Annotated in this window: 19 protein-coding genes; 4 read left to right on the top strand and 15 right to left on the bottom strand. The window is 63.1% G+C overall.

The annotated features are described in order from the left end of the window. Positions 1–168: 168 nt before the first annotated feature. From lepB to lepA, 3 genes are read right to left on the bottom strand one after another with little or no spacing between them, the layout of a single operon-like run. Positions 169–1263 carry a signal peptidase I gene (lepB, locus tag JJ896_18050; GenBank protein MBO6781567.1) on the bottom strand — a complete coding sequence of 365 codons (1095 nt, stop codon included), beginning with the start codon at positions 1261–1263 and terminating at the stop codon, positions 169–171. Positions 1264–1293: 30 nt separating this feature from the next. Then, positions 1294–2097 carry a hypothetical protein gene (locus JJ896_18045; GenBank protein ID MBO6781566.1) on the bottom strand — a complete coding sequence of 268 codons (804 nt, stop codon included), beginning with the start codon at positions 2095–2097 and terminating at the stop codon, positions 1294–1296. Continuing rightward, positions 2098–3903: an elongation factor 4 gene (gene lepA, locus JJ896_18040; GenBank protein ID MBO6781565.1), complete on the bottom strand. Its 1806-nt coding sequence runs from the start codon at positions 3901–3903 to the stop codon at positions 2098–2100. It lies immediately after the preceding gene. Positions 3904–4245: 342 nt separating this feature from the next. On the opposite strand from lepA, the gene JJ896_18035 reads away from it, so the two are divergent. The 3 genes from JJ896_18035 (at position 4246) to JJ896_18025 (ending at position 9038) form a co-directional block, all read left to right on the top strand. Continuing rightward, entirely contained in the window at positions 4246–4821 is a 576-nt protein-coding gene (locus JJ896_18035; protein ID MBO6781564.1) for an RNA polymerase sigma-70 factor, read from the top strand. Positions 4822–4834: 13 nt separating this feature from the next. After that, positions 4835–5809: a FecR domain-containing protein gene (locus tag JJ896_18030; protein MBO6781563.1), complete on the top strand. Its 975-nt coding sequence runs from the start codon at positions 4835–4837 to the stop codon at positions 5807–5809. A gap of 430 nt (positions 5810–6239) precedes the next feature. Next, positions 6240–9038: a carboxypeptidase-like regulatory domain-containing protein gene (locus tag JJ896_18025; GenBank protein ID MBO6781562.1), complete on the top strand. Its 2799-nt coding sequence runs from the start codon at positions 6240–6242 to the stop codon at positions 9036–9038. Positions 9039–9110: 72 nt separating this feature from the next. On the opposite strand, the gene lspA is transcribed toward JJ896_18025, so the two are convergent. From lspA to JJ896_17980, 9 genes are all read right to left on the bottom strand, one after another. Continuing rightward, positions 9111–10202, bottom strand: coding sequence for a signal peptidase II (gene lspA, locus JJ896_18020; GenBank protein MBO6781561.1), 1092 nt, complete (start codon positions 10200–10202; stop codon positions 9111–9113). Positions 10203–10212: 10 nt separating this feature from the next. Next, a complete protein-coding gene (locus JJ896_18015) occupies positions 10213–10608 on the bottom strand; it encodes a TraR/DksA C4-type zinc finger protein (GenBank protein MBO6781560.1) in 396 nt (131 codons plus the stop codon). 38 nt (positions 10609–10646) lie between these two features. Next, positions 10647–13823 carry an isoleucine--tRNA ligase gene (locus tag JJ896_18010; GenBank protein MBO6781559.1) on the bottom strand — a complete coding sequence of 1059 codons (3177 nt, stop codon included), beginning with the start codon at positions 13821–13823 and terminating at the stop codon, positions 10647–10649. A 102-nt stretch (positions 13824–13925) separates the two neighbouring features. After that, positions 13926–14558, bottom strand: a complete 633-nt coding sequence (locus JJ896_18005; protein ID MBO6781558.1) for a hypothetical protein — start codon at positions 14556–14558, stop codon at positions 13926–13928. Beyond that, positions 14555–15775 carry a DivIVA domain-containing protein gene (locus JJ896_18000; protein ID MBO6781557.1) on the bottom strand — a complete coding sequence of 407 codons (1221 nt, stop codon included), beginning with the start codon at positions 15773–15775 and terminating at the stop codon, positions 14555–14557. The genes JJ896_18005 and JJ896_18000 overlap by 4 nt, the downstream gene beginning before the upstream one ends. Then, the gene (locus JJ896_17995) at positions 15772–16032 is read right to left on the bottom strand and encodes a hypothetical protein (protein ID MBO6781556.1); all 261 of its coding nucleotides are present in this window, start codon (positions 16030–16032) and stop codon (positions 15772–15774) included. The genes JJ896_18000 and JJ896_17995 overlap by 4 nt, the downstream gene beginning before the upstream one ends. Positions 16033–16039: 7 nt before the next feature. Beyond that, positions 16040–16729: a YggS family pyridoxal phosphate-dependent enzyme gene (locus JJ896_17990; GenBank protein ID MBO6781555.1), complete on the bottom strand. Its 690-nt coding sequence runs from the start codon at positions 16727–16729 to the stop codon at positions 16040–16042. Then, positions 16726–19242 carry an ABC transporter permease gene (locus JJ896_17985; protein MBO6781554.1) on the bottom strand — a complete coding sequence of 839 codons (2517 nt, stop codon included), beginning with the start codon at positions 19240–19242 and terminating at the stop codon, positions 16726–16728. The genes JJ896_17990 and JJ896_17985 overlap by 4 nt, the downstream gene beginning before the upstream one ends. Further along, positions 19242–19943, bottom strand: coding sequence for an ABC transporter ATP-binding protein (locus JJ896_17980; protein MBO6781553.1), 702 nt, complete (start codon positions 19941–19943; stop codon positions 19242–19244). Before JJ896_17980 ends, JJ896_17985 begins: the two co-directional genes overlap by 1 nt. Before the next feature lie 59 nt (positions 19944–20002). On the opposite strand from JJ896_17980, the gene JJ896_17975 reads away from it, so the two are divergent. Then, positions 20003–20725: an arylesterase gene (locus JJ896_17975; GenBank protein ID MBO6781552.1), complete on the top strand. Its 723-nt coding sequence runs from the start codon at positions 20003–20005 to the stop codon at positions 20723–20725. Positions 20726–20815: 90 nt separating this feature from the next. On the opposite strand, the gene JJ896_17970 is transcribed toward JJ896_17975, so the two are convergent. From JJ896_17970 to JJ896_17960, 3 genes are read right to left on the bottom strand one after another with little or no spacing between them, the layout of a single operon-like run. After that, positions 20816–22237 (bottom strand): NAD(P)(+) transhydrogenase (Re/Si-specific) subunit beta, encoded by a 1422-nt coding sequence (locus JJ896_17970; protein ID MBO6781551.1) that lies wholly within the window; start codon positions 22235–22237, stop codon positions 20816–20818. Position 22238: 1 nt separating this feature from the next. Beyond that, on the bottom strand, positions 22239–22514 hold the full coding sequence (locus tag JJ896_17965; GenBank protein ID MBO6781550.1) for an NAD(P) transhydrogenase subunit alpha: 276 nt from the start codon (positions 22512–22514) through the stop codon (positions 22239–22241). A 7-nt stretch (positions 22515–22521) separates the two neighbouring features. After that, positions 22522–23658 (bottom strand): Re/Si-specific NAD(P)(+) transhydrogenase subunit alpha, encoded by a 1137-nt coding sequence (locus JJ896_17960; protein ID MBO6781549.1) that lies wholly within the window; start codon positions 23656–23658, stop codon positions 22522–22524. Positions 23659–24107 lie beyond the last annotated feature (449 nt).

The raw sequence follows: 24107 nt of genomic DNA, 5'->3' as shown, positions 1-24107 counted from the left end.
AGCGCCGATATGGAACCTGATCGCGCCCCGGGTGGCCGAAGAGGTTCAATCCGAGCCAATATGGAACCTAATCGTGCCCCGGGCGCCCGAATAGGTTCAATCCGAGCCAATATGGAACCTGATCGCGCCCCGGGCGGCCGAATAGGTTGACGCAATCAGAGCCCGCGCCTACCGAATCAGCGAAAAGATGCGACCGAAGCGCGGCAGCCTCTTGCTCGCGTCCCAGCTGAAATAGACCAACACCGCCTTGCCGACGACGTGGCTCATGGGCACATAGCCCCAGAACCTGCTGTCCTCGGAATTGTCGCGGTTGTCTCCCATCACAAAGAAATAGTCCTGCGAGAAGGTGAACGTCTCTGCGGGCACGCCATCGATCGCGAACGAACCATCGGGCCGAGCCTCGAAGTCGTGTCCTTCATACCGTGTGATGGCCGGGGCGTAGAACTCCCAATTTTCGGCGGTAAGCGTCACCGTTTGGCCTTCCGAGGGGATAGGCAGCGGTCCGTAGTTGTCGGGTGTAAAGCCTTTTGAGGAGGGGTACATGAGCGCCGACAGCCCGGGATTCGGGGCGGCGATGGCGGGACGGACCGCTTCCACCCACGGCCATTGCCCAATTTCCTGAGCCGCGGCCTCCGTCGCTGCGACGCGCACGATCGCCGGATCAGGCGTCTGAATCAGCTGAGAAACGCCGAGATCCGTCAGCGCAGCTCCGGAGAGCTGCATGCGCGCTTCCGTCTTGACGATGTCCCAGGTCTGCTGCATGCCCTCCTGCAACGGCACGCGCTCGCCGTCTACCAGCACCGCCTTGTCATCGATTTGCACCGACTCGCCAGGCAGTCCGATGACGCGCTTGATGTAGTGCTCCCTTCGATCGATGGGACCTTCGTCGGCCGGCCAGTTAAAGACGATCGCATCGCCTCGCTTGACTTCACTGAACCCGGGGAAACGGGTATTCGGCAGATTGACGCCCGGCAGGTAGATGCCGGTGAATGGGATACCCAGCGTCATCGGAGTACGCGTGCCGTAGTGCAGCTTGGACACCATGAGGTAGTCGCCCACGAGCAGGCTCTTCTCCATGGACGGCGTCGGAATCCGGAACAGGTCAAAGAAGAGTGTGCGCACGATCGTCATCACGACGACGGCAAACACGACAGCATCCAGCCATTCGCGCAGCTTGCTCTTCTGCGGAGCCTGTCCGCGCGCGTTCTTACGGTCGGCGCGGCGCTTCTTGCGCTCTGCTCGTGATGATTCTGTCTTGGCCACGAAGGAACTCAGTTTCGAGGGGTCGAGGGCTTAACGCTGCGAATCACTCACGTATTGTGCCAGGCGCGGCCGCCCCATCGTGAGGTTCGGCGTCCCAATACGCTGATGGAAGAACGTTGCTCCGTCAAATCCGGTGGCATACCAGGCTGCCGTTTCTGTCTGGTAGAAATAGTCCACAAACGGTTCGCGCCGAGGATCGGTGAACAGCCTCCCGAGCAGTCCGTAGCGCAGCGCATCCAGTGACTCGCGCCACCTGGCCTCGGTTGCTACAACGACACCGCGGGACAGCGGTCCGTTTACATCGATGATCATGACGGGGATCGAGTCGTTGACCACCATCCAGTATTCGAACTGGATGATTTCCTCGGCCGAACGGCCGGCGACACTGTCCATCTCTGCAAGCGTCATGGTCGGCGGACCGAAGTGCGCCTGAAGGCGTGCCCGCAGATCGGCGGTGGACGTCGTGTCGATCTCGGTGAGTCTGCGGCCCTGCATGAACGCCCACTTGGCCTGACGATGCCTGCCCTGGAAGACCGGACGCTCCAGGCGAGTGTAGACCTTGACCCGCTCCACCCGGAACGGAGGCGGTGGCGGCTCGGGAGCGGGCAGCTCGATCTCAGGCTTCCGCGAATCCATCCAGGCGGCCAGGGAATCTCCGCGAGTAGCCAGGTGATCCGGTGGCCTGGGCTCCAGGCGCATGCCCTGCTGACGGGCCACTTCCTGCGCCACGTAGACCATGCGCACGCGGCGGAACCGGTCGGCAAGTTCCTGGGCGTGCGCTCCGGCGGGCCCGTACAGACCCAGCGCCAGGAGTAGCAACAGCCCCCTCGTCATCTACTCGTCCATCGACAGAACAGCCAGAAACGCTTCCTGAGGGACTTCCACGCGCCCGACCTGCTTCATGCGCTTCTTGCCCTCCTTCTGCTTCTCCAGCAGCTTGCGCTTCCGGGAGATGTCACCGCCGTAGCACTTGGCCGTTACGTCCTTGCGCATCGCCCGAACGGTTTCACGCGCGATGACGCGGGTTCCGATCGTAGCCTGGAGCGCCACCTCAAACATCTGACGGGGAATCAGCTCTCGCAGCTTGCGAGTCAGCTTGCGACCCATCTCGTAGGCCTTCTCCCGGTGGACAATGGTGGAGAGCGCATCGACCGGGTCCCCGTTGATCATCACGTCCAGCTTCACCAGATGGCTGGTCTGGTAGTCCGTGAACTCGTAATCGAACGAAGCATAGCCCCGGCTGAGGCTCTTCAGTTTGTCATAGAAGTCAAACACGATCTCCGCCAAAGGAAGATCGTAGACGAGGTTCACCCGCTCGGTATCGAGATACTGGGTGTTCTTGTAGACCCCTCGGCGCTCCTGGCAAAGCTGCATCAGATTGCCGATGTACTCGCTCGGCGTGATGATCTCCGCCTTGACGTACGGCTCGCGGATCTCCGAAATCACGCCCGTATGGGGCATCAGGCTAGGGTTGTCCACCACCATGTCCGATCCGTCCGTCCTCTGGACGATGTACTTCACGTTCGGGACTGTGGTGATGATGTCGAGACCGAACTCGCGGTCCAGACGCTCCTGGATGATCTCCATGTGGAGCAGGCCCAGGAAGCCGACGCGGAAACCGAAGCCGAGAGCGGCCGAGGTTTCCGGTTCGTAGGTCAGCGCGGCGTCGTTCAGCTGCAGCTTGTCGAGCGAGGCCCGAAGATCTTCGAAGTCCTCCGAGTTCGTCGGGTATACGCCCGAGAACACCATGGGCTTGACGTCCCGGAAGCCGGAAATAGGCTCGGTAGCGCCGCCCCGGGCGGTGGTGATTGTATCGCCGACCCGCGTGTCCTTGACGTCCTTGACGGATCCGATCACGTAGCCCACCTCGCCGGCACGAAGCTTCTTCACCGGCTCCATGTTCAGCCGCAGAAAGCCGAGCTCTTCCGCATCGTACTCGCGCCCGTTGGACATGAACCGCATGCGCTGCCCCTTCTGGAGCGTGCCGTCGAAGACACGGGCGTACACGATCGAGCCGCGGTACGTGTTAAAGACTGAATCGAAAATCAGCGCTTTCAGCGGTGCGTCGGCCGAGCCAGTCGGCGCCGGGACCCGACGGACGATGGCCTCCAGGAGTTCATCGACGCCCTCTCCCGTCTTGGCGCTGATGCGCAAAACGTCCTCAGCGGGCTCGCCGATCAGGTTTTCGATGGACTGCGCCACCACGTCCGGGTTGGAGCTCGGCAGGTCCACCTTGTTCATGACGGGAATGATCTCCAGATCATTCTCCATCGCCAGGAACAGGTTCGAAATGGTCTGCGCCTCGATGCCCTGCGCCGCGTCCACCACGAGAATCGCGCCCTCGCACGCTTTCAGCGCTCGCGAGACCTCATAGGTGAAGTCCACGTGGCCCGGCGTGTCGATGAGATTCAGGGTGTATTCCTGACTGTCCGCGCCCTGGTACTGCATCCGGATGGCGTGGCTCTTGATGGTGATCCCACGCTCACGCTCCAGGTCCATGGAGTCGAGCACCTGGGCTTCCATCTCCCGGGAAGTCAGGGTTCCGGTTCGCTCCAGCAGCCGATCGGCCAGGGTGCTCTTCCCGTGGTCGATGTGCGCAATAATGCAGAAGTTGCGTATCCGGCTGAGATCGTAGCTCATTGGGAGCCTTGGTGGTTCAGGATCGGGAGGCGGCAAACGTCGTACCACCGGGCGGAAGGGTCCGATCCGAATGGGGCCTCCCAACGGATGGGCCGCCTATAATCGCCATTGAATTGCGGTGTTCCGTTTAATGGAGTCGCACGACTTTACCTTCCGGATCTTCGCGAAAAGCGGGGGTTCCCGGCCTTGGAACTCCCCTCCCCCGGCCCCTCCCCTTCTTACTGCCACAACGACTTACGGGCTTGCATTCAATCCATCAGACAATGGTCCACACAGAAATGCTCTATCCATTGGGTATTTCGGGTTCCGGGGTTGTATTACCCCTGATCGGAGGTTGTCCTGATGTCTGACGTTTCGGAAGGGCAGTTTCGGATCTGGTCGATCGCCATACGGTCTTCTGACCGGGAAGCTTTCGCCGCCCTGTTTGAAAACATGCACGACCCGTTGTATCGCTATGCGGACTACATCGTGCGTGATCGGGAGGCTGCAGCGGACCTGGTTCAGGAGGCCTTTGCCAAGATCTGGCAGGTCCGGGATTCGCTTGACCCAGAGCGTTCGCTGAAGGCGCTTCTGTTTCAGATGGTGCGAAATGCATCGCTCAACCATGAGCGACACAAGAAGCGCCGTCGGACAGAGGCTCTGGATGCCGGCTCAGAACTCTCTTCGGACGAACATTCTGTAGAGGACTACATCGACGCCGATACCCTCGGTAGCAAGATCAACTCCTGGATCAACGCGATGCCCGAACGCCGGAAAGAGGCGTTCCTGCTGAGCCGCCGGGAGGGTCTGAGCCACGAGGAGATATCGAAGTTGATGGGCCTCGCGCCAAAGACTGTCAACAACCACATCGTGCTAGCCCTGCAGCACATACGGAAGAAACTGGACGCCTACCGCGAGGCAGGCGTGGAAGTCCGTTAGGCTGCAATTCACCATGCGTAACGCCGGATCATACGATTCCCTGCAACGCGTCCTTGCGGAGGTGCCTGCTGATGAGCGGGAGGTCCTCAAGGAGGCCTGGGAATTGGCGGGTGACGCCCCGGCAGTCGATGCCGGTGTGAAGGCCCGCTCGTGGCAGGCCCTGGCAGCCATGACGGCCGAGCGACCCTCCGTGCGGCTCTCGCCGAGCGTTGCGCCGCGACAGGCCGCACCGGTGCGCATGCTGCGTCTTGTACGCACCTCGGTGTTCCGCCAATACACGGCGGTAGCCGCGAGTCTGCTGCTGTTTGTAATGGCGGGCTACCTGACGCATCCCTCCCAGTCCGTGTACCGGGCCGGCGATGCGGTGGCTTCGATCAATCTGGTGGACGGCACAAGTGTGGACCTCGCTCCACACACAGAACTCCGTGTCTCAGACGGGTTTGCCGTCTCCGACCGCTCCGTAGACCTGGACGGTGAGGCCTTCTTCGATGTGACGCCCGCTTCGGAATCCGGCGACCTGCCGTTCCGCATCGGCACGTTTAATTCGTCCGTGGAAGTGGTCGGGACCGCCTTCAACGTGCGGGCCCGGGAATCCCGGTTTGAGTACGCGACACAGGTTGCGGTCGAGCACGGTGTCGTGCGCGTGTCCGGTGATGACGACGAGGTACGGTTGACCGCCGGTCAGGGTACTCGTGTCGCCACGACCGTACAGGCTCCCCAACCGGTTTCGGTAGAGCGCGCCACGGCATGGCGCTTCGGCGGTCTGGCCTTTGATGGTGTCGCCCTCGGTGGGGTGTTTGAAGAGCTCGAGCGACGCTTCGACCTGCGTATCGACGCTACCGAGGCCATCAGTCGCATCGAGGTCAACTACTGGCGGGAGACGACGATCGGCATAGACCAGATTCTCGCGGACCTGGCCGATGCGGTGGGTGCCGAGATCCGGCCCACGGCGAACGGGTTCGAGGTGTATCAGAGCGAGCGGCCGTAGCGTTTCGGTTGCGCAGGGCCGTGACCGGGAGGCCTGGGGCTGCCCGCACCGCGCCCAGCGTTAGTCGCGGGGCCGCCACCGCCCTCCACCCCGCCAATGTGGAATCAGGGCCCCGGATTCAACCTCGGCGGCCCTTCGAAGCCCGCGATTGTGGAATCAGGGCCCGTATTCGACCAAGGGTGCTCTTGGAAGGGTGTAGTTGTGTAATCAGGGCCCCGTTTTCGACCCCGCACACCACATCCGGAGCAGCACCCACCCACTACCCCGCGGCCACGATTTTTCGCGGCACTCGCTTCGACCTGCCGCGTATGGGTGGCGAACTGTCTGCACCACTCCCCTGGCGTCACTGTATCCCGTCTCGCTGCGCGGTATTTTTCGGTCTGGGCGGACCGTAGGATTGAGGTTGCACGGTCTGTCCGGTATTGGACAGATGTCGCGGACGAATACCATAGCCGGCGCCGGGATGCGAACCCTGGTGCTGCTTCTGCTGCTGGTCGCGGCCTTGCCCGTCAGGGAAGCCGCTGCCCAGGACGCCACGTACACGTTTGCCTGGCGCGGCACGCCGCTGGATGAGACACTCCGGCAATTTCAGGCGGCGGCCGACCTGAACATCGTCTGGCTTCCAATTCTTGTGGAAGGCAAACGGGTCTATTGTGTCGCCCGCGACGAGCGGGTCGAGGGCGTGCTGCAGTGCATTCTGCGGGGCACGGGCCTGGACTTCTACCGTCGCTCGTCCGGCACGTACGTCATCGAGGCCGCGATCGAGGCTCCTCCCCTCTGGGGCAACATGCGTGGCATCGTGGTGGACTCGGGTACCGGCCAGCCGGTGCCTTCGGCGCACGTTTATCTGGCTGAAGCCCAGCGCGGCCGCGTGGCCAATGAGAGCGGCATGTTCGCTTTCGACAGGTTGCTGCCGGGCGAGTACGCCGTACAGGTATCCCACATCGGCTACCAGACCACCTCCAGGCAAATTGTCATCGAGCCGGGCGGCTCCGTTCGCCCGGAAATCGAACTCACCGCCCAGGCAGTCCTGCTAGCCCCCCTCGTACTGGAGGGTCTGGCCATGCAGCCCTCGTCCACGGTGCTGGGATTCGCCCTCGCCGAACAGGAGGATCTTACCAGCGGCTTGGGCACCGCAAACAGCCTGCAAGGCCTGGATGCCCTGATGGGCGTGCGTGTGAACGACGCGACCGGAGACGTGCATATCCAGGGCGGCGACGCCGGGGAGCATCAGTTCAGGCTCGACGGAGCGCCGGTGTTCATCCCGCTCAACGTCGCGTCTTTCATCGGACCGTTCAGTCCGTTTGCGCTCGGATCGATCCGAATCAACAAGGCGGGCTTCGGCGCCCCGCTGGGAAGTCACATCTCGGGTGTGATCGAGGCGCGCCATGACTTGCGCTACGCCCTGCGCGGCCTCAATCCCGAGGCCGGATTCGCCTCTCGCTCGCTTGTTCAGGCCGACCCGCTCAGCATCAATGCACGCTTCTCCGGCGTGCACGCGGGACGCGATATGCGCGCGACCGTCATGGGGGCATCGCGCATCGGCTTGTGGTCCCTGTCCGCGCCGCGCAGTCTCTCAAACCTGCTGGACGACTGGAATCTCATCGACAGCTTCCTGCTGTCTGCCTTTGCCGAACGCAACACGCCCTTCGACACCTTCCCGCCCATCGGCAGCCCCAGCATGCAGTTCGGCGATCTGCACCTGGCCGGAGAGGTCAAGCGCAACCTGCAAACGCTCGGCGCCTCTCTGTTTCTGGGTGGCAGCCAGCTCGGCAACGACCTCTCCGGCATCGACGTCTCCAGCACGGGAGGCATCGTGGACATAGACAGTTTGGGCCAGCTGTCGGACGTCTACTTCTGGCGGACAGCCACGGCGCAAGTATCCTATGATGCCGTGCTTTCGGCGCGATCCCTGGGCTCACTGCAGGCCCGGTACTCCCGATACGGCCTGCGCCACGACTTCGTAGCCCGGGATCAGATTACACTCGCCTCCCCGGAGGACGATGGAAATCGCGTTTCGGAGGCTGGCCTCTCTGCAGGAATCGACTATACGCTCTCCGACCGGCACTACGCAGAAGCCGGTATCGAAGCGGTTCTCACATCGGATCGCGTGCGAATCGCCGGCAGCCAGCAGCTGCCTCTTGAGCACAGCTTCTCCGGTTGGCGCTTCGCGTCCTTTGTACAGGACAAAATGCAGGTGGGTCGGCATGCGGTGCTCGAAATGGGAAGCCGGTTCACCTACCTGGCTGCCAGGAAGTCGCTCTACGCCGAGCCCCGCCTGGCGGCGCGACTGGATTTCCCGGGCACCCGTTCCGGCGATTGGTCCTTTTACCTCGGCAGTGGCATCTACCGTCAGTTTGTCAACCAGTTTGATGTCTCCAGTCGCAGCCCGCGCACGTTTGTCTCGTCCACCCGGTTCTGGATGGCTGTCGACTCAAGCGTCGCTCCCCCCAAGTCCGGCCATCTGACGGGCGAAGTACTGTGGCGGCCGGCCCCCCGGTGGACCGTCAGTGCGGAGAGCCACTACAAGCGGCACTACCACATTCTTGCCCTCGACTATGCGGCATCTACCGACGTGCCCAACCTTGCCCAGTCTGATTTCCTTCGCTCGTCCAGCGGAAGCACCCGGGGCTATTCCCTGGTCCTGAAACGATCATTCGGCCTCTCCAGCCTGCAGGCCCGATACGAGTACACGGACGGCCGACGCCGCATTCAGGGCACGGACCGGCTACTCACCGTGCCCTGGGGTGAGCCTCATCGCGTGGAACTCTCCACGAACGTCATGCCTCGAGCGGGCATGGTCCTGCTGGCGCGTTGGCGCATGATCTCCGGTCGGACCTGGGGATTCCGACAGGCCTACTACGATTTTCTCGGTGCCTACTCGAACGACCTCGATCGCCTGCTCGAGTCCACCATCAACACGGGCACCGGTGAGCGGATTCGGCGACAGGCTGAGCACTACGCATTGACCGAACCCGACACCCACAAGCTGCCCGATTTGGTGCAGCTGGACGTCGGCGCCGGCTACTCGTTCGAGTTGGGACCGGTCGGCATGCAGGCACGCCTGGACGTCATCAACCTGCTTGGTCGTACCAACACGGCAGACTGGCGGTTCGTCCTGGACAAGGAGCGCTACTACAGTTCGACACCGGACTCCGGCATTCTGGACCGAGGAGTGCGTGAGCTGCTGCCGCGCGTGGTGACCTTCGCAGTCAGAGCCAGCTGGTAGGCGCTTGCCCGGACTGACCGCGTCCGGCATGGGGTCTGACCAGTCGGCGGGCGGCTCGAACGCCCTGCTCGCCTACTTGGGCGCCGCTTCGCTATCGGGAGCCAGTGGGTCGTTTGGCGCTACGCCGTCGATGGGTGCCGTGCCCGCCACAACCGGACTCGCCGAGACCTCCATGGCCGCCATCGCTCGGTGGAACGAACGCTGAAAGATCAGAATCCCGGCGACACCCGTCACGATGGCCATGTCTGCCACGTTCCAGATGGGAAACAGGGCGATGTAGTTGCCGCCTATGAACGGGATCGCCTCCGGCACATGACCTCGCCAAAGGTTGACATGGATAAAGTCCACAACGCGCCCGAGGAATAGCGGCTCGTCGTACCAGATGGCGCCGTAGAAGACACGATCTATGATGTTGCCCACAGCTCCCCCAAGTACCAGCGACAGGCTGTACCGGTAAGGCGCGTAGAGTCGTCCAACCCGAGCCAGATACACCACGATGAGGATGGTGGCGACAATGGAGAAGATCGTCACGAGCGCGGGTGCCCCGAGCTCGATGCCGAACGCCATGCCCGGATTCTCGGTGTAGGTCAACCTCAGCCAGTCCCCGATGACGGGGATGCTCTGACCGTAGTCCATGTTCTTCAGGACCGTGATCTTCGTGACCTGGTCAACAAGAACAATGATCGCCGCGGCAATCAACAGCGGCGTGTAGTTGGTCTTGCCCGTATCCAGTTTTGGTGCAGGAAGCGGCATCACCTCCGGCGCGCCGGCCTGCGAGTCTTCACCCTCGGTCGATGCCGGGGCCTCCACGGGCTCCGCAGCGGGCTCCGGGGGAACCACAACCGCAGTAGCTTCCTCGATCTCCTCCCCTGCAGGTTCGATTTCCCCACCGTCCGCCGCCGATTCGGATTCACGGCGTTGAAACTGCGTGGCAGGCAGGTCGGCCTCGCCGTCGAGCGCGCGTTCGATTTCGTCCGCCACGGACTGCTCGGGACCCGTTGCCTGACTGGCGACCGAGCCCGGCGCCCCGCCGTTCGTCTCCGCCGGGGGCTTCACGGCACCGTCAGCGTGAGTGCCGGCCGCGGCTGATTCCGGCGCCGCAGCATTCGTCTCTGCCGGCGCCTCCGAGTCGGGGGTGTCGCTGTGGGGCTTCTCTTCTGCCAAGTCGGCCTGCCTAGCGCTTCTTCTGCTGGAGCTTGGCCTCGATGGAGATCTCGGTGTGCGGGACCGCCTCCAGGCGCTCCTTCGCGATGGGATTGCCGGTGACTTTGCAGATCCCGTACGTGCCGTTTTCGATGCGCTCCAGGGCCCGATCCAGGTAGCCGACGTACTTCTGCTGGCGTGCGATCATCAGGTACAGCTTCTCGCGCTCCATGGCGTCCGTCCCGGCATCAGCCATGTGAAAGCTGTAGGCCGTGTCGTTCTCGGCCTGCTCGCGCGCATCTGCCAGCTGGTCGCGCATACGGCCGATGTCGTCCTGTGCGGAAGCGCGCTTCTCGTGAATCAGGCCGCGGAAGTGCTCCAGTTCCTTCGAAGAAAATGGAGTCGTCGTCGTCTTGGTTTCACTCATCGTGCTTCCCCTCTGCACGCGCTTCCCAGGAGCGCGCTCTATTCCGAAACTCTGTTAACTGACAGGGTGATGTGTTCGGCTTCGATGTCGAAGCGTTCCACCAGATCGCCCTCCGGCTGTAGGCTGCGGTCCAACTCGACAGCCAATGTCTCGTTCCGAATCCGATCGGCGAAGGCGGCAACCGCATCGGCCAAACCCGTGCTGGCTTCATACTGGATCAGGACCCGGTCGGAGACCTCATATCCGGCCTGTTTGCGCATGTTCTGGACCCGATTCACAACCTCACGTGCAAGGCCTTCACGAACCAGTTCGGGCGTGCGATTCACGTCCAGGGCCACAGTCACGGCACCCTCCTGACCCACCAGCCAGCCCTGAATGCCCTCCGACAAAATCTCGATGTCTTCTCCGCTGAGCGTGACCTCCTCGCCGTTGGCCGGAAACGTGACCGAGCCTGAGCTGAGATAGGCATCGATGTCTTCGCTCGTCATGCCACGAATGGCGGCGCCGACCGGCTTCATGAGCGGCCCCAGCCTCCGGCCAAGGGCCTTGAAGTTCGGCTTCGCCTGCCGCCTGACGACGTCGCTGGCGCCATGCACGTAGCGGATCTCCTTGACGTTGACTTCGCTGAGAATGACCTCCCGAACGCTCTCCACGACATCCTCCTCCACGCCAACGCCGGTCACCACCATGATTCCGGCCAACGGCTGCCGCACGTTGATCGAACTCTGGTTCCGCAGACTGAGGGTTACGGACGATATGGTGCGCGCCAGATCCATGCGATGCTCCAGATCGGCATCGATCCAGGTCTGTGGGGCCTCCGGGAAGTCAGCCAGATGCACGGATTCCGCGCTGCCGCCGAGGTTGCGGTATAGGAAGTCGCTGAAGAAGGGCGCAATCGGCGCCATCATGCCGGCCACGTCAAGCAGGCAGCGTGCCACCGTCTGGTAGGCGGCCGTTTTTGAGGCACTGTGCCCATCGCCCGTTTTGGCGCTCCAGAACCGGCGCCGATTCCGACGGATGTACCAGTTCGACAACTCGTCCACAAACCGCTCCACCGCCCGCGCCGCCTTCGTCGGATTGTAGTCTTCGTACGCCTGGTTCACCTCGATGGTGGTCGTGGCCAGGCGACTCAGGATCCAGCGATCCATCTCAGGGCGCTCGGCCACCGGCACCTCCGGCTCCTCGCCGGTAAATCCGTCAATGTTGGCGTAGGTGGCGAAGAAGGCGTAGACGTTGCCCAGCGTGCCGAAGAACTTGCGCTGGGTCTCCCCGAGACCACGATCGCTGAACTTGAGGTTCTCCCACGGCGGCGCGTTGGACATCATGTACCAGCGCACCACGTCCGCCCCGTGCTCCTGGATGGTGGCAAACGGATCCACGGCGTTGCCCTTGGACTTGGACATCTTCTCGCCCTTCTCGTCCAGCACCAGGCCGTTAACCACCACGTTTCGATAGGCCACCGAGTCCATCACCAGCGCGCCGATGGCGTGCAAGGTGTAGAACCAGCCCCGAGTCTGATCCACACCTTCGGCGATGAAGTCCGCCGGGAAGTTGCGCTCGAACAACTCCTTGTTCTCGAAGGGGTAGTGCCACTGTGCAAACGGCATGGCGCCCGAGTCGAACCAGACATCAATCAGGTCCTCCACGCGGCGCATCGTTCCCCCATCGGGAGCGGGCCACGTCAGATCATCGACAAATGGGCGGTGCAGGTCCACCTCGTCGTCGTCGGCCGGGATCTGGTCGCCGCACTTGGCGCGAAGCTCAGCGATCGAGCCGATGATCTCCCGGTACTCCGAATCCGGCTTGTCTGACTGCCAGATAGGCAGTGGCGTACCCCAGTAACGGCGTCGGCTGAGCGCCCAGTCCACGTTGTTCACGAGCCAATCGCCAAACCGCCCGGTTCCGATGCCCTTCGGCTGCCAGTTGATGGTGTTGTTCAGCTCGATCAGCCGGTCCCGTATCGCGGTCGTGCGGATAAACCACGAATCCACGGGGTAGCTCATGAGTGGCGTGCCCTTGCGCCAGTCATGCGGATAGTTGTGCAGGTAGGTCTCGTGGCGGTACATCAGACCCCGGTCACGGAGATCACGGGCGATGACCTTGTCGGCGTCCTTGAACCACATGCCGGCCACAAGGTCGATTTCGTGCGTGAACGTACCGTCCGGATTCACCGGATTGACCATCGGAAGACCGTGTTTGCCGGCCGTTTCGTGGTCCTCAGCGCCAAAGGCCGGGGCCGTGTGCACGATGCCGGTACCGTCTTCGGTCGAGACATAGTCCGCATCCACGATGCGCCACGCATTTGCCGTCTCCTCCTGACCCTCGAAATAGGGATACAGCGGCTCATACCGCTTGCCGAGCAGCTCTGCACCGGTCATCCGGCCGACCACCTCGTACTCCTCCTTGATTACCGGCAGACGGGCCTCCGCCAGAATCAGGTCGTGCTCGCCGATATCCTCCGTCGTCAGGCGGATACGCACGTACTCGATATTCCGGCCGACGGCCAGGGCCACGTTGGAGATCGTAGTCCAGGGCGTGGTGGTCCAGGCCAGGAAGTAGGCGTTCTCGTCCTCGCGCAGGCGGAATCGTGTGTAGATCGATGGATCCTGCACCTCCCTGTAGCCCAGACTCACCTCATGGCTGGAGAGCACCGTGCCGGAGCCCGGGCTATACCACTGGATCTTGAACCCCTTGTACAGCAGGTCCTTCTCATAAATCTGCTTCAGCAGCCACCAGACGGACTCGATGTACGAGGACTTGAACGTGATGTATGGATCATCCAGGTTGACCCAGAATCCGATGCGGGTGGTGAGCGTGTCCCACTGGTCCTTGTACTTGAGCACGCTCTTGCGACAGGCGTCGTTGTACGGCTGGATGCCGAACTCTTCTACCTGATGCCGGCCTTCCAGGCCCAACTCTTTCTCGACTTCAATCTCTACCGGCAGCCCATGCGTGTCCCAGCCCGCCTTGCGCGCCACCTGGAATCCCTTCATGGTCTTGAACCGGCAGAAGGCATCCTTGATGGTGCGCCCCATCACATGATGGATACCAGGACGCCCGTTGGCCGTCGGGGGGCCTTCATAGAACGTAAACGATTCGGCACCTTCCCGCTGTGCGATGCTCTTGCCGAAAATGTCGTCGCGTGACCAGTCGTCGAGGATCGACTCCTCGATGGCAGGATGATCAAGCCCTTTGACTTCGGGAAAACGGGACATGCGTGGCGGCTCGGGACAGGTTGGCTGGAGCCGGAAAATACTTCTCCGGATCCGCGTTCAGAGCGAAGGGCGCGGGAATACGCGCTTCATCGCGGGTCGATCCTAACCCTGGCCAGCTGCCTCCAAGGCGTGCGCGACAGCCTGGAGCACGGCGTCTTCCTTGCCTGCGGGGGCAACCACCAGGGCGCATCGCAGCCCGGCATGGCGCGCCGCCAGAATGCCGTGGACCACCGCACCGCCAACCGCGGCCTGGGCCCCGAGGCCCTCGACGGCGACCAGATCCTGCGGAGTGGCCTCGTCGGTCAGTCCCGCAACCACCACTTCCGGTCCGATATCACCCAGCAGCGCCCGCAGCTTCGGGTCGTACGGCTCGGTCATGTCCGGAAAGCGGACCCCGAATCGATCCTGGTTCGGGCCCGTCAACGGATTGGAGCCCGAGAGATTGATGTGATCCGAGGCGACCACCGGTCCGTCCGTGCCACTCACGCCTGGGGCCACCAACACAAACGTGGTGAGTCCCCTCAGCGCGGCCGCGCGGGCAATGGCCACTGGATTCGGCCAGGAGAGACGCGCCACATGTCGCCATTTGCCCTGATCAACGAGCGGAGCCTGGCCCGGTACGTTGATCAAGGGCGCGGGAATCGAGCCTACGCCGACAACGAGCGTATGGACCGAGGCCGGAAGCGCGCCCGACACCATGTCGGCCAACTGATCCGGTCCCAGGGACTCGATCAATTGTCCAGGTCCTCGAGGATCCTGCGGATCTTTTCGATCTCCTCTTCCGCGCCAAATTCCCTGTCGGGGTCATCTTCGGCGGGGGTCACCTCCTCCCCCTGGCCGCTCACCAGGCGCATGTCGGATCCGGCCTCGTCCTCAAACCCATCATCCGCCGAAGGCAACTCGTCCAGAAAGGCATCCTGCTCATCGACAGCCTCGGAGGGACCGTCGTCCAGAGCGACCCACTCCGGGGCTTCGTCTGCAGCGCCGTCTTCCGTCTCAAACCCTTCCGCCTCAAGCAAGGCATCAGCGGCGGGCGGCATGCCTCCTGCCACGGCAGAAACAGACGATGAGCGCTCCGGCGACGCAGGCTGAGACGCCGAATCCTCGGTCGGACCGTCGGAATCTCTCAGCAGTTGGGGCGCAGGTACTGCATCCGTCGCCACTCCGGAGACCCTCACGGGCTTGGCAGCCACCTCATCGGCGAGCCCTGCCACATCAGCGGGTCCCACAGACGGTCCCACCTGCTCGAACTCCTTCAGTTCAGGCGGCGGCACCGCTTGCTGAAACTGACCGACGTAGGCCAGACCGTCCTTCATGAACTCCTCGAAGGACTGCAGCAGGCGCTGGCGCTCGCTCTCTACCCGCTCCAACTCCCGGTTGGCCGCACGCCGGGCAGCTTCCGCCGCCTGCTGGATGGTCTCCAGGCGCGCCTCCGCCTCTGCAATCACGGTGCGAAGACGTTCCTCCGCCACACGCTGCATCCCGGTGGTGCGCCGTTCAGCGGTCTCGAGCGCTTCGCTCGCCCGCTGCTCGGCGTCCGAGAGACGACGACTTGCACGTTCTTCGGCATCGGCCAATTGAGCCGTGGCCCGCGATTCCGCGTCCTTCAGCGTGGCTTCCGCCTTGCTCTCCGCATCCCGCACGGTGCTCTCGGCCTGTGTCGTCGCGTCGCTGATGCGGGTCTCGGCTTCGGTCTCGGCCGCCGCGAGCTTTTCCTTGCTGGCGGATGCCGCGTTCTCGACGGCGTGCTGGAGCGCCTCCTCCACCTTTTGATAGTGGTTGATGCGTTCCGCCTGCTCCTCGAGGCGCTCCTCGAGTCGCTTCATGTCCTGCGACACGGTCTGCCAGTGCTGGGCAACCATGTTCAGGAAAGCATCCACCTCCTCGGCATCGTATCCGCGGAACGCTCTCGCGAACTCATGTTTGCGGATTTCAAGTGCTGTGAGCTTCATGTCCTTCCGAGACGGGCCTTTTTCAGGGGCTGGGCCGTTTCTCCGGGCATCGGTTGTTCCGAGCCGGTCTCAAGCACATCGACTGATGCAATGGTCTCCAATGACCGCACACGCGCCTCAAGACGGTCAATGGTCGCCTGCATGGACGTCATCTGTTCCTGCATCGCGGCGGTGCTGGCAGCCTCGTAGCGGGTCATGGCGCGGAGGAGGCCCATTACGACCACTCCGATCGCAACCCCTACAATCAATGGCAGCATGCCGGTACTACTGGTACGACCTGTTGCCGAAGATAGCGCTTCCTACCCGCACGTGCGTGGCCCCTTCTTCGATCGCCACCTCAAAGTCGCCGCTCATCCCCATGGACAGCGCGCGCAGTCGGGTATTGCCCCCGGGAGCCGGGGTCGAGAGCAGGCTGCGCAGGAGTGAGAACTGGGGACGGACGTGCTCCGGATCATCCGTGGGCGCGGCGAGAGTCATAAGGCCCTCGATGCGCAGCCGCTCAAACTGGGCGACCTCCTCCAGAAAGGGAGCCAGGGCGCTCGGATCCAGTCCGAACTTGGACTGCTCGCCGCTGACGTTCACCTGCACCAGGCATCTCAGCGTGCGATTCTCCTCCTCCAATCGTCGGTCCAGGGCTCTCGCCAGTCGCACACTGTCCAGGGCGTGGAATACGTCGGCATGTCGTGCGACCACCGGTGCCTTGTTGCGTTGCAGGTGTCCGATGAAGTGCCATTCGACATCGGAGGATGTCCACGCCGTGGCCTTTTCGTCCAGTTCCTGGGCCTTGTTCTCCCCGAAGACCATCTGGCCCTGGTCGGCCGCTGCCTGAAGGCGCTCCAGTGGAAACGTCTTCGAAACCGCGACCAGGGTCACCTCCGCCGGGTCGCGGCCGGATTTCAGACACGCCCGGGCGATGCGCTCATGGACCACATCCAGGTTGGCTCGAATGCTCATCCTTCGCTGCGGAGCACCTCGAGTGCCGGTAGCCTGTATACGCCGCGACTGCTGAGCACGCCGATCATCACCACAAGGCCCACCACGCCCGCCGAAATCCAGAGCAGGACCGGACCTCCGGTAGCAACCGGTGTCTCGAACACGAACTGGGCCAGTGCCCAGCCTCCGAGCAAAGCCAGGCCCAACCCGGTCAGCGATGCCAGGGCGCCCAAGGCGATGTACTCCACCAGCATGATGCGCACCACCTGGCGGCCGGAGGCGCCGAGCGTTTTCAGAAGCACTGTCTCACTGATGCGCTGCAGGCGACTGGTAAGCACCGCTCCGAACAGCACCACGAAGCCTGTCAGGATCGAAAACAGTGCCATGAACCGGATCACAAATTCGATTCGGCTGAAGATGGCCTCGAAGACACTCAAGACGAGCGACACGTCGATGGCCGAGACGTTGGGATAGGCACGCGCCACTGCGGCCTGGGCGTCCGCCGACTCGTCAGCATTGGGAGCCCGAGCGAGCACCACAGTGAATTGCGGCGCCGCTTCCAGAATCCCCTCTGGGAAGACAAAGAAGAAGTTGGTCTGTACGCGCCGCCAGTCCACCTCGCGCACACTTCCGATCACGGTCGTCATGTCGACGCCCTGTACATCCCACACAATCGTATCCCCGAGAGCCACGTCGAGATCGGCCGCCAGATCCTGCTCGACGGACACTGGAATAGCCCCATCGGACAGGCTCCAGGAGGGGGTGAACTCCCCGGCCACCAGCGTTTCCGAGCTGGTCAGGTTGCCGCGGTAGGTCGAGCGGTACTCACGGAAGAACGGCCAGCGCGGCCCCTCCCTGGTCGAATCCGCCCGAATCTCCTCCACAGTCCGCCCCTTGACAGACGCAATGCGCATCGTAACGAGGGCCACCTCGTCCACCACGGGCACAGCCTCCTCTTCCAGAACAGCGCGAACGCCTTCCACCTGGTCGGTCTGGATGTCGAAGAACACCAGGTTCGGTGACTCCGCGCGCCCCGACAGGTCCACCTGCGCAACGAGGGTGCGCTCCGTGACGAGCATGATGCCAATCAGGAACGTGCCCAGGCCCAATGCAAGAGTCAGAAGCAGGGTCTGGTTGTTTGGACGATGCAGATTTGCCAGCCCCTGCCGGGCCACGTACGGCATGGACGTGCTGCGAATCCGTTGCACCGCCCAGATCAACCCGCGCGCAAGCAGGGCAAGGGCTCCGAAAACGGCCGCAATCGCGACGGCATACCAGAACCCGTACATGGGCGATGGGGCCTGCAGCATCGAAAACACAATTACGCCGGCCGCAACGATGCCACGGATGAGCCAGGTCAGCCCGTCCGTGCGCCCTTCGTCCACCGGGTCAACCTGGGCTCTAATGGCCCTCAGCGGAGAGATCCCTCGAACCGCCAGGAGCGGCAGAAGCGCAAACAGCACCGTGACTCCGACTCCGATCCCTGCCCCCAGGAGAATGGCTCCGGGAGCAAGCGCAAATTCCACGTCGACCGGCAGCGCATCGGCCAGTAGCGTCGGCACAAACAGCTGGATTCCGATGCCGATCAGGGCACCGACCGTGGCACCGATGAGGCCCATGCCCAGGGCCTGCACGGCGTAGACCATGATCGTGGTGCTGCTCTTGGCTCCAAAGCAACGCAGTGTGGCCACCGTGTCGATCCGCTGGCGGATGTACACATGCACGGCGCTCGCAACACCAAGGCTGCCCAGCAGCAACGCTATGAAGCCGACCAGACTCAGAAAACGGTAGAGGTTTGTCAGGGACTCGTCCCAGTTCTCCTGCTCCTCAAACACCGAGTCCACACCGACATCGGCGGGCCTGAGGGCGGGACGCAGCGAATCTGCCAGCGCTTCGTAGTCCCGTCCGTCGGTAAAGCGAAAATACACCTCATAGTCCGCCTGAGAGCCGAAGCCGAACAAGGTGGTATCGACGTTGGCTATCGGGATGTATACACGCGGCGATACCAGCCCCGCCGCAGCCGACTCCCGGGGCGTCTGCAGCAGCCTGCCTCCGATCCGGTACGAGGTGTATCCGATGCGCACGGAGTCTCCAACCGCCAGATCAAACTCGCGAAACAGCGTCTGGTCTACCAGCGCCTCCCCACGCTCTACCCAGCCGGTCGCGGCTTCCGGGGGGTCTGTCTCCACGGCACCGTACCAGGGATAAATCCCGTCCTGGGCACGTACCGTGGACAGCCGAACACCGCTTTCGAACTGCGCCATGCTCTGAAAGGACGTCCTGCGAGATTGCTCGCCGCCGATCTCGGCAATCAGCACCTCAATCGAGTCTGCGAAGGCCACGTCGGACTCGAGGGACATGTCGGCGCCCAGAAGTGCCTTGGCTTGCTCGTCGATGGCGCTTCGCAGGTTGGTGCCGAACGAGTTGATCGCCACCAGCGCCGCAACGCCGAGCACCATGGATCCGACAAACAGCAGCATGCGACGCCTGCTGCCCCGGCTGTCTCGCCAGGCCATGGAAAGAATCCAGCGCATCAGCCCGCCTCCGCGACTTCGACAACCGCCGAGTCCATGTGCACCGCGCCCGCCCTCAGGCGAATGACGCGATCCGTGCGACCCGCCAGTTCGAGGTCGTGGGTGACCAGCACCAGCGTGGTTCCTGCGGTGCGGTTCAGATCAAACAGCAAGTCGGCGATGCGCACCCCGGTATCCGTGTCCAGATTGCCGGTGGGCTCATCAGCAAACAGGATGCGCGGCCGATTGATAAACGCGCGCGCCAGGGCCACACGTTGCTGCTCTCCCCCCGAAAGCTGCGTCGGGTAGTGGCCCATGCGGTCCCCGAGCCCGACCTGAGTGAGCAGTTCCTCGGCTCGGGCCCGGCAGTCGCGGTCGCCGCGCAGTTCGGCGGGCACCATGACGTTTTCCAGAGCCGTGAGCGTGGGGATGAGCCGGAAAGACTGAAAAACAAAGCCTACATACCGGTTGCGCAGGTTGGCGCGCTCATCTTCCGAGAGACTGCCTACCTCTTCGCCGCAAAGCTCCACCGTTCCGGAGGTCGGCGCGTCCAGGCCGGCGGCCAATCCGAGCAGCGTGGTTTTTCCACTGCCGGAGGGCCCGACAATGGCACACGTGTCGCCTTCCTGGATGTCAAACGTGACGTCTTGCAGAACGTGCAAAGGCTTTCCGCCGCTGCGATAGGTTTTCGACAGGTTGCGTACAGCCAGGACAGGAGGCATGGAGGTCTGAAACCGGAATTGCCCGGGCAGGTTTTGCAGTGTGCAACCAACCAGGACCTATGAAAAAGTCGCTGCTATACCCCCTTCTCGCCGTCGTGGTTCTTCTCACAGCGGCTTGCGGATCGCAGGCGGGAGAGAACGCACCTCCTGAGGGTTCGGCGGCTTCTCCTACGCCAACTCCCCGAGCCCAGGTTGCGGAGAACAGCTCCGGGCCGCGGGTACTGTTCTTTGGTGATTCCATCACGGCCGGCTTTGGATTACGGGAGGACCAGGCCTTCCCGGCCCTTCTGGACAATCGCCTGGACTCGCTGGGCATCGAAGCAGAGTTGGTTAACGCAGGGCTCAGCGGAGAAACCACGGCGGCCGGTCTGCGCCGCATTGATTGGGTACTCCAGAACCATGTCGACGTGCTCGTACTGGGGCTTGGAGGCAACGATGCCCTTCGCGGCGTCGACCTCTCATCTACCCGCGAGAACCTTCAAGGCATCGTGGACAAAACCCGCGCATCGAACCCGGAGGCCGTGGTGGTCGTCGCCGGCATGATGATTCCTCCCAATTTCGGCCCCGACTACGCGCGTGAGTTTGCGGAGCTCTTTCCCGAGCTGGCGCAGAACAATGACGCCATCCTGATTCCCTTCATTCTGGACGGCGTCGGCGGATTCGACGAATACATGCTGCCGGACCAGATCCACCCGAATGAGGCGGGCCATCGCAAGGTGGCCGATTTGGTGGAGCCGTACTTGCTTGAGGCCCTGGAACGCGTGCCGCAGCAGGCCTCGTAGTCAGCGCCGCCCCTACGCGGCCTGCCGGGATTCCCGCGATCGGTCCGCCGCCGGGCCCGGGTCATTAGGACCCATCGCCCGAAACGGGGCCTAGAGGGCCTTCAACTCGTTCACGACTTCCGTGATGCTGTCCTTGGCGTCGCCAAACAGCATGCGGTTGTTGTGATTGAAGAACAGCTCGTTCTGGATGCCTGCGTAGCCGGGACGCATGGAGCGCTTCAGGACGATGGACGTGCGGGCCTTGTCCACGTTCAGAATCGGCATGCCGTAGATCGGGCTGGCCTTGTCATGGCGAGCGGCGGGGTTGACTACGTCGTTGGCGCCGATCACGATGGCGACATCACACGTATCGAACTCGCCGTTGATGTCGTCCATCTCGAAGAGCAGGTCATACGAGACGTTCGCTTCGGCCAGGAGCACGTTCATGTGCCCCGGCATGCGGCCCGCAACCGGGTGGATGGCGTACTTGACCTTCACGCCGCGCTTTTCGAGTTCGTCTCCCAGTTCGCGCACGGCGTGCTGGGCCTGCGCCACGGCCATGCCGTATCCGGGCACCACGATCACCTTCTCGGCATAGGCGAGCATAATCGCGGTGTCGTCCGGGCTGGTGGACGTGACCGACTTGCCCTCCATCGAGCGCGCCGGATCTGCGCCCTCGGCGGAATCTCCGCCGAACCCGCCGATCAGCACGTTCAGCAGCGACCGGTTCATCGCCACGCACATGATGTTCGTCAGGATCAGTCCTGAGGCTCCCACCAGCGCGCCGGAAACGATGAGCGCCGTGTTGTCGAGCACGAATCCGGTGGCCGATGCGGCCAGACCCGAGTAGGAGTTCAGAAGCGCCACGACCACCGGCATGTCGGCGCCGCCAATCGGTATGACGAGCAGAATACCGAGCAGGAAGGCCGCGACCGTGAGCGTGATGGCGCCGTTGATCACCCCGTCCGGAACGTCGGGGAACGCGCCCGACTCCATCGCCATCCAGACCGTAGCGCCGATCGCCGCGAGGGCCGCTACAATCGTGATGAGTCGCATCCCGGGGAACGAGACGGGATTGCCGTTGATGCGGCCGGACAGCTTGCCAAAGGCCACAAACGACCCCGTGAACGTGATCATGCCGATCAGCACGGAGAGGCCGATCGTGACTGCGCTGGCGGCGCTAAGCGGCTCGCCGTCTGCCATCATGCGCGCGATTTCGGCGCCGGCAACCAGGGCGGACGCGATTCCGCCGAATCCGTTGAAGGCCGCCACGAGCTCCGGCATGCCGGTCATTTCGACGCGTTTGGCCAACAAGACACCGATTCCGGCGCCTAAGACCAGCCCGCCGATCATCTCGACCGGCGTAACGATCTCACGTACCAGCAGGGTCGCCACTACGGCGATGAGCATGCCGACCGAAGCCAGCTGGTTGCCCTTCCGCGCCGTGGCCGGCGAAGTCAGCTGCTTGAGCCCGGAAATGAAGAGGACTGCCGCGACCAGATAGGCGACGTCGACCAGTTCGATGATGTTCATGTCAGTCCTTCTTCTTGAACATCTGTAACATGCGATCCGTCACCATGAAGCCGCCGACCACGTTGATGGTCGCGAAAATCAGTGCTGCCAGGCCGATGTAGGTCGCGTACGGACTGTCTTCGACCATGCCGGCCACCACGAGCGCGCCGACAATGGTGATCCCGCTGATGGCGTTGGAGCCCGACATAAGCGGGGTGTGCAGCGTCTGCGGCACCTTGCTGATTACCTCACGACCCACAAAGGCCGCCAGGACGAATACGATGATGTTGTCCAGCATGGGCCGCTCAGGCTGATTGCAGGATGGATTTGACGCGCTCGTGCACGACCTCTCCGTCGTGCGTGACACAGGCGCCGGCGAAAACCTCGTCGTCAAAGTTGGGCGTGAACCCGTCTTCTCCCGTGAATTCCTGCAGGATGGCCAGCAGCGTCTTGGCGTAAAGCTGGCTGGCGTGCACCGGCATTTCGGCGGGCAGGTTGGTGGAGCCGACGATGGTCACTCCGTGTTCCTCAACCGTTTTTCCGGGCTCGGTAAGCTCACAATTGCCGCCGTTGGGTGCGGCCAGGTCCACGATCACACTGCCCGGAGCCATGGCTTCCACGGCCTCCCTGGTGATCAGCGTCGGTGCCGCGCGGCCCGGAATGAGCGCGGTCGTGATCACGACGTCGCTCTTGCCGATGAACGGGACCAGCAGTTTGGTCTGCTGCTTGGCCTTCTCAGCCACGAGCGCCTTCGCGTAGCCGCCGGAGTCCTGCATGGCGTCCATCTCGATCTCGAGCTCGACGAAGGTGGCTCCGAGGCTCTGGATTTCCTCGCGCACCACGTCGCGGATGTCGTACCCCGATACACGCGCACCCAGCCGGCGGGCGGTGGCAATGGCCTGGAGGCCAGCGACACCTGCTCCCAGCACGAGCACATTCGCCGGACGCACCGTGCCCGCGGCCGTCGTCAGCAGCGGGAAGAACTTGGGCAGGCGGATTGCCGCCTCGAGCACGGCGCGGTATCCGGCCACACCGCTGAGCGCGCTGAGCGCGTCCATTTTCTGCGCGCGTGAAATGCGCGGCACCAACTCCATCGCCAGTGCAGTGACGCCCTGTTTGGCGAGTGCCTGCGCCGTCTCCGGCTGGTCGAGAGGGCTGAGAAATCCGATGAGCACTCCGCCCTTTTCAAGCAGCCCGATCTCCTTCTTGTCCGGCGGGCGCACCTTGGTGACGACATCGCAGGAGAACGCTTCCTTGCGTTTGACAATCTGCGCCCCTGCGGCCTCATAGTCTCCGTCGCTGTGGAATGCGCCCTTTCCCGCGCCACGCTCCACCTTGACGGTGGCACCGCCCTTGACCAAACGTCCAACAACTTCCGGTGTGAGGGAGACCAGGCGCTCACCGGAGAGGGTTTCCTCCGGGACGCCGACCGTGTAGGACATGCGTATGTACAGGGCCGGTTTTGAAGGGCGATCAAATGTAGACGCGCCCCGATGCCCATGCAATCCGGGCGATGAGGTTGCGGAAATCCGCTGCGTGGGGAGCTCCTGGGGCCGTTGCAGAGCGCCGTTGCGGAGCGCCTTTGCCGAGCGCCGTTGCCGAGCGCCGTTGCGGAGCGCTGTTGCGGAGCGCCGTTGCGGAGCGCTGTTGCGGAGCGCCGTTGCGGGGCGCCTTTGCGGGGCGCTGTTGCGGAGCGCTGTTGCGGAGCGCCGTTGCGGAGCGCCGTTGCGGAGCGCTGTTGCGGCTCCCGTCGAAACCGATTTGCCGTTCTCATGGAATCTCGGGGCCCTATTCCATGTCCGGGCGGAGATTTTGGCGAAGAGTCAATCCTAGTTGAAACTTTCGTCAGCGAGGGGCTCGTTTTCGGCGGGTGTTTCTGAGTTTGGGATCT

This window comes from Rhodothermales bacterium (assembly GCA_017643395.1).
Lineage (GTDB): Bacteria > Bacteroidota > Rhodothermia > Rhodothermales > UBA10348 > JABDJZ01.
This window is presented reverse-complemented; position numbering and strand designations above follow the sequence as displayed.

Coding starts and splice junctions, on each gene's coding strand:
- JJ896_18045 (MBO6781566.1), bottom strand. CDS start 2,097: ATGACGAGGGGGCTGTTGCTACTCCTGGCGCTGGGTCTGTACGGGCCC.
- lepA (MBO6781565.1), bottom strand. CDS start 3,903: ATGAGCTACGATCTCAGCCGGATACGCAACTTCTGCATTATTGCGCAC.
- JJ896_18035 (MBO6781564.1), top strand. CDS start 4,246: ATGTCTGACGTTTCGGAAGGGCAGTTTCGGATCTGGTCGATCGCCATA.
- JJ896_18030 (MBO6781563.1), top strand. CDS start 4,835: ATGCGTAACGCCGGATCATACGATTCCCTGCAACGCGTCCTTGCGGAG.
- JJ896_18025 (MBO6781562.1), top strand. CDS start 6,240: ATGTCGCGGACGAATACCATAGCCGGCGCCGGGATGCGAACCCTGGTG.
- JJ896_18015 (MBO6781560.1), bottom strand. CDS start 10,608: ATGAGTGAAACCAAGACGACGACGACTCCATTTTCTTCGAAGGAACTG.
- JJ896_18010 (MBO6781559.1), bottom strand. CDS start 13,823: ATGTCCCGTTTTCCCGAAGTCAAAGGGCTTGATCATCCTGCCATCGAG.
- JJ896_18000 (MBO6781557.1), bottom strand. CDS start 15,775: ATGAAGCTCACAGCACTTGAAATCCGCAAACATGAGTTCGCGAGAGCG.
- JJ896_17995 (MBO6781556.1), bottom strand. CDS start 16,032: ATGCTGCCATTGATTGTAGGGGTTGCGATCGGAGTGGTCGTAATGGGC.
- JJ896_17990 (MBO6781555.1), bottom strand. CDS start 16,729: ATGAGCATTCGAGCCAACCTGGATGTGGTCCATGAGCGCATCGCCCGG.
- JJ896_17985 (MBO6781554.1), bottom strand. CDS start 19,242: ATGCGCTGGATTCTTTCCATGGCCTGGCGAGACAGCCGGGGCAGCAGG.
- JJ896_17980 (MBO6781553.1), bottom strand. CDS start 19,943: ATGCCTCCTGTCCTGGCTGTACGCAACCTGTCGAAAACCTATCGCAGC.
- JJ896_17975 (MBO6781552.1), top strand. CDS start 20,003: ATGAAAAAGTCGCTGCTATACCCCCTTCTCGCCGTCGTGGTTCTTCTC.
- JJ896_17970 (MBO6781551.1), bottom strand. CDS start 22,237: ATGAACATCATCGAACTGGTCGACGTCGCCTATCTGGTCGCGGCAGTC.
- JJ896_17965 (MBO6781550.1), bottom strand. CDS start 22,514: ATGCTGGACAACATCATCGTATTCGTCCTGGCGGCCTTTGTGGGTCGT.
- JJ896_17960 (MBO6781549.1), bottom strand. CDS start 23,658: ATGTCCTACACGGTCGGCGTCCCGGAGGAAACCCTCTCCGGTGAGCGC.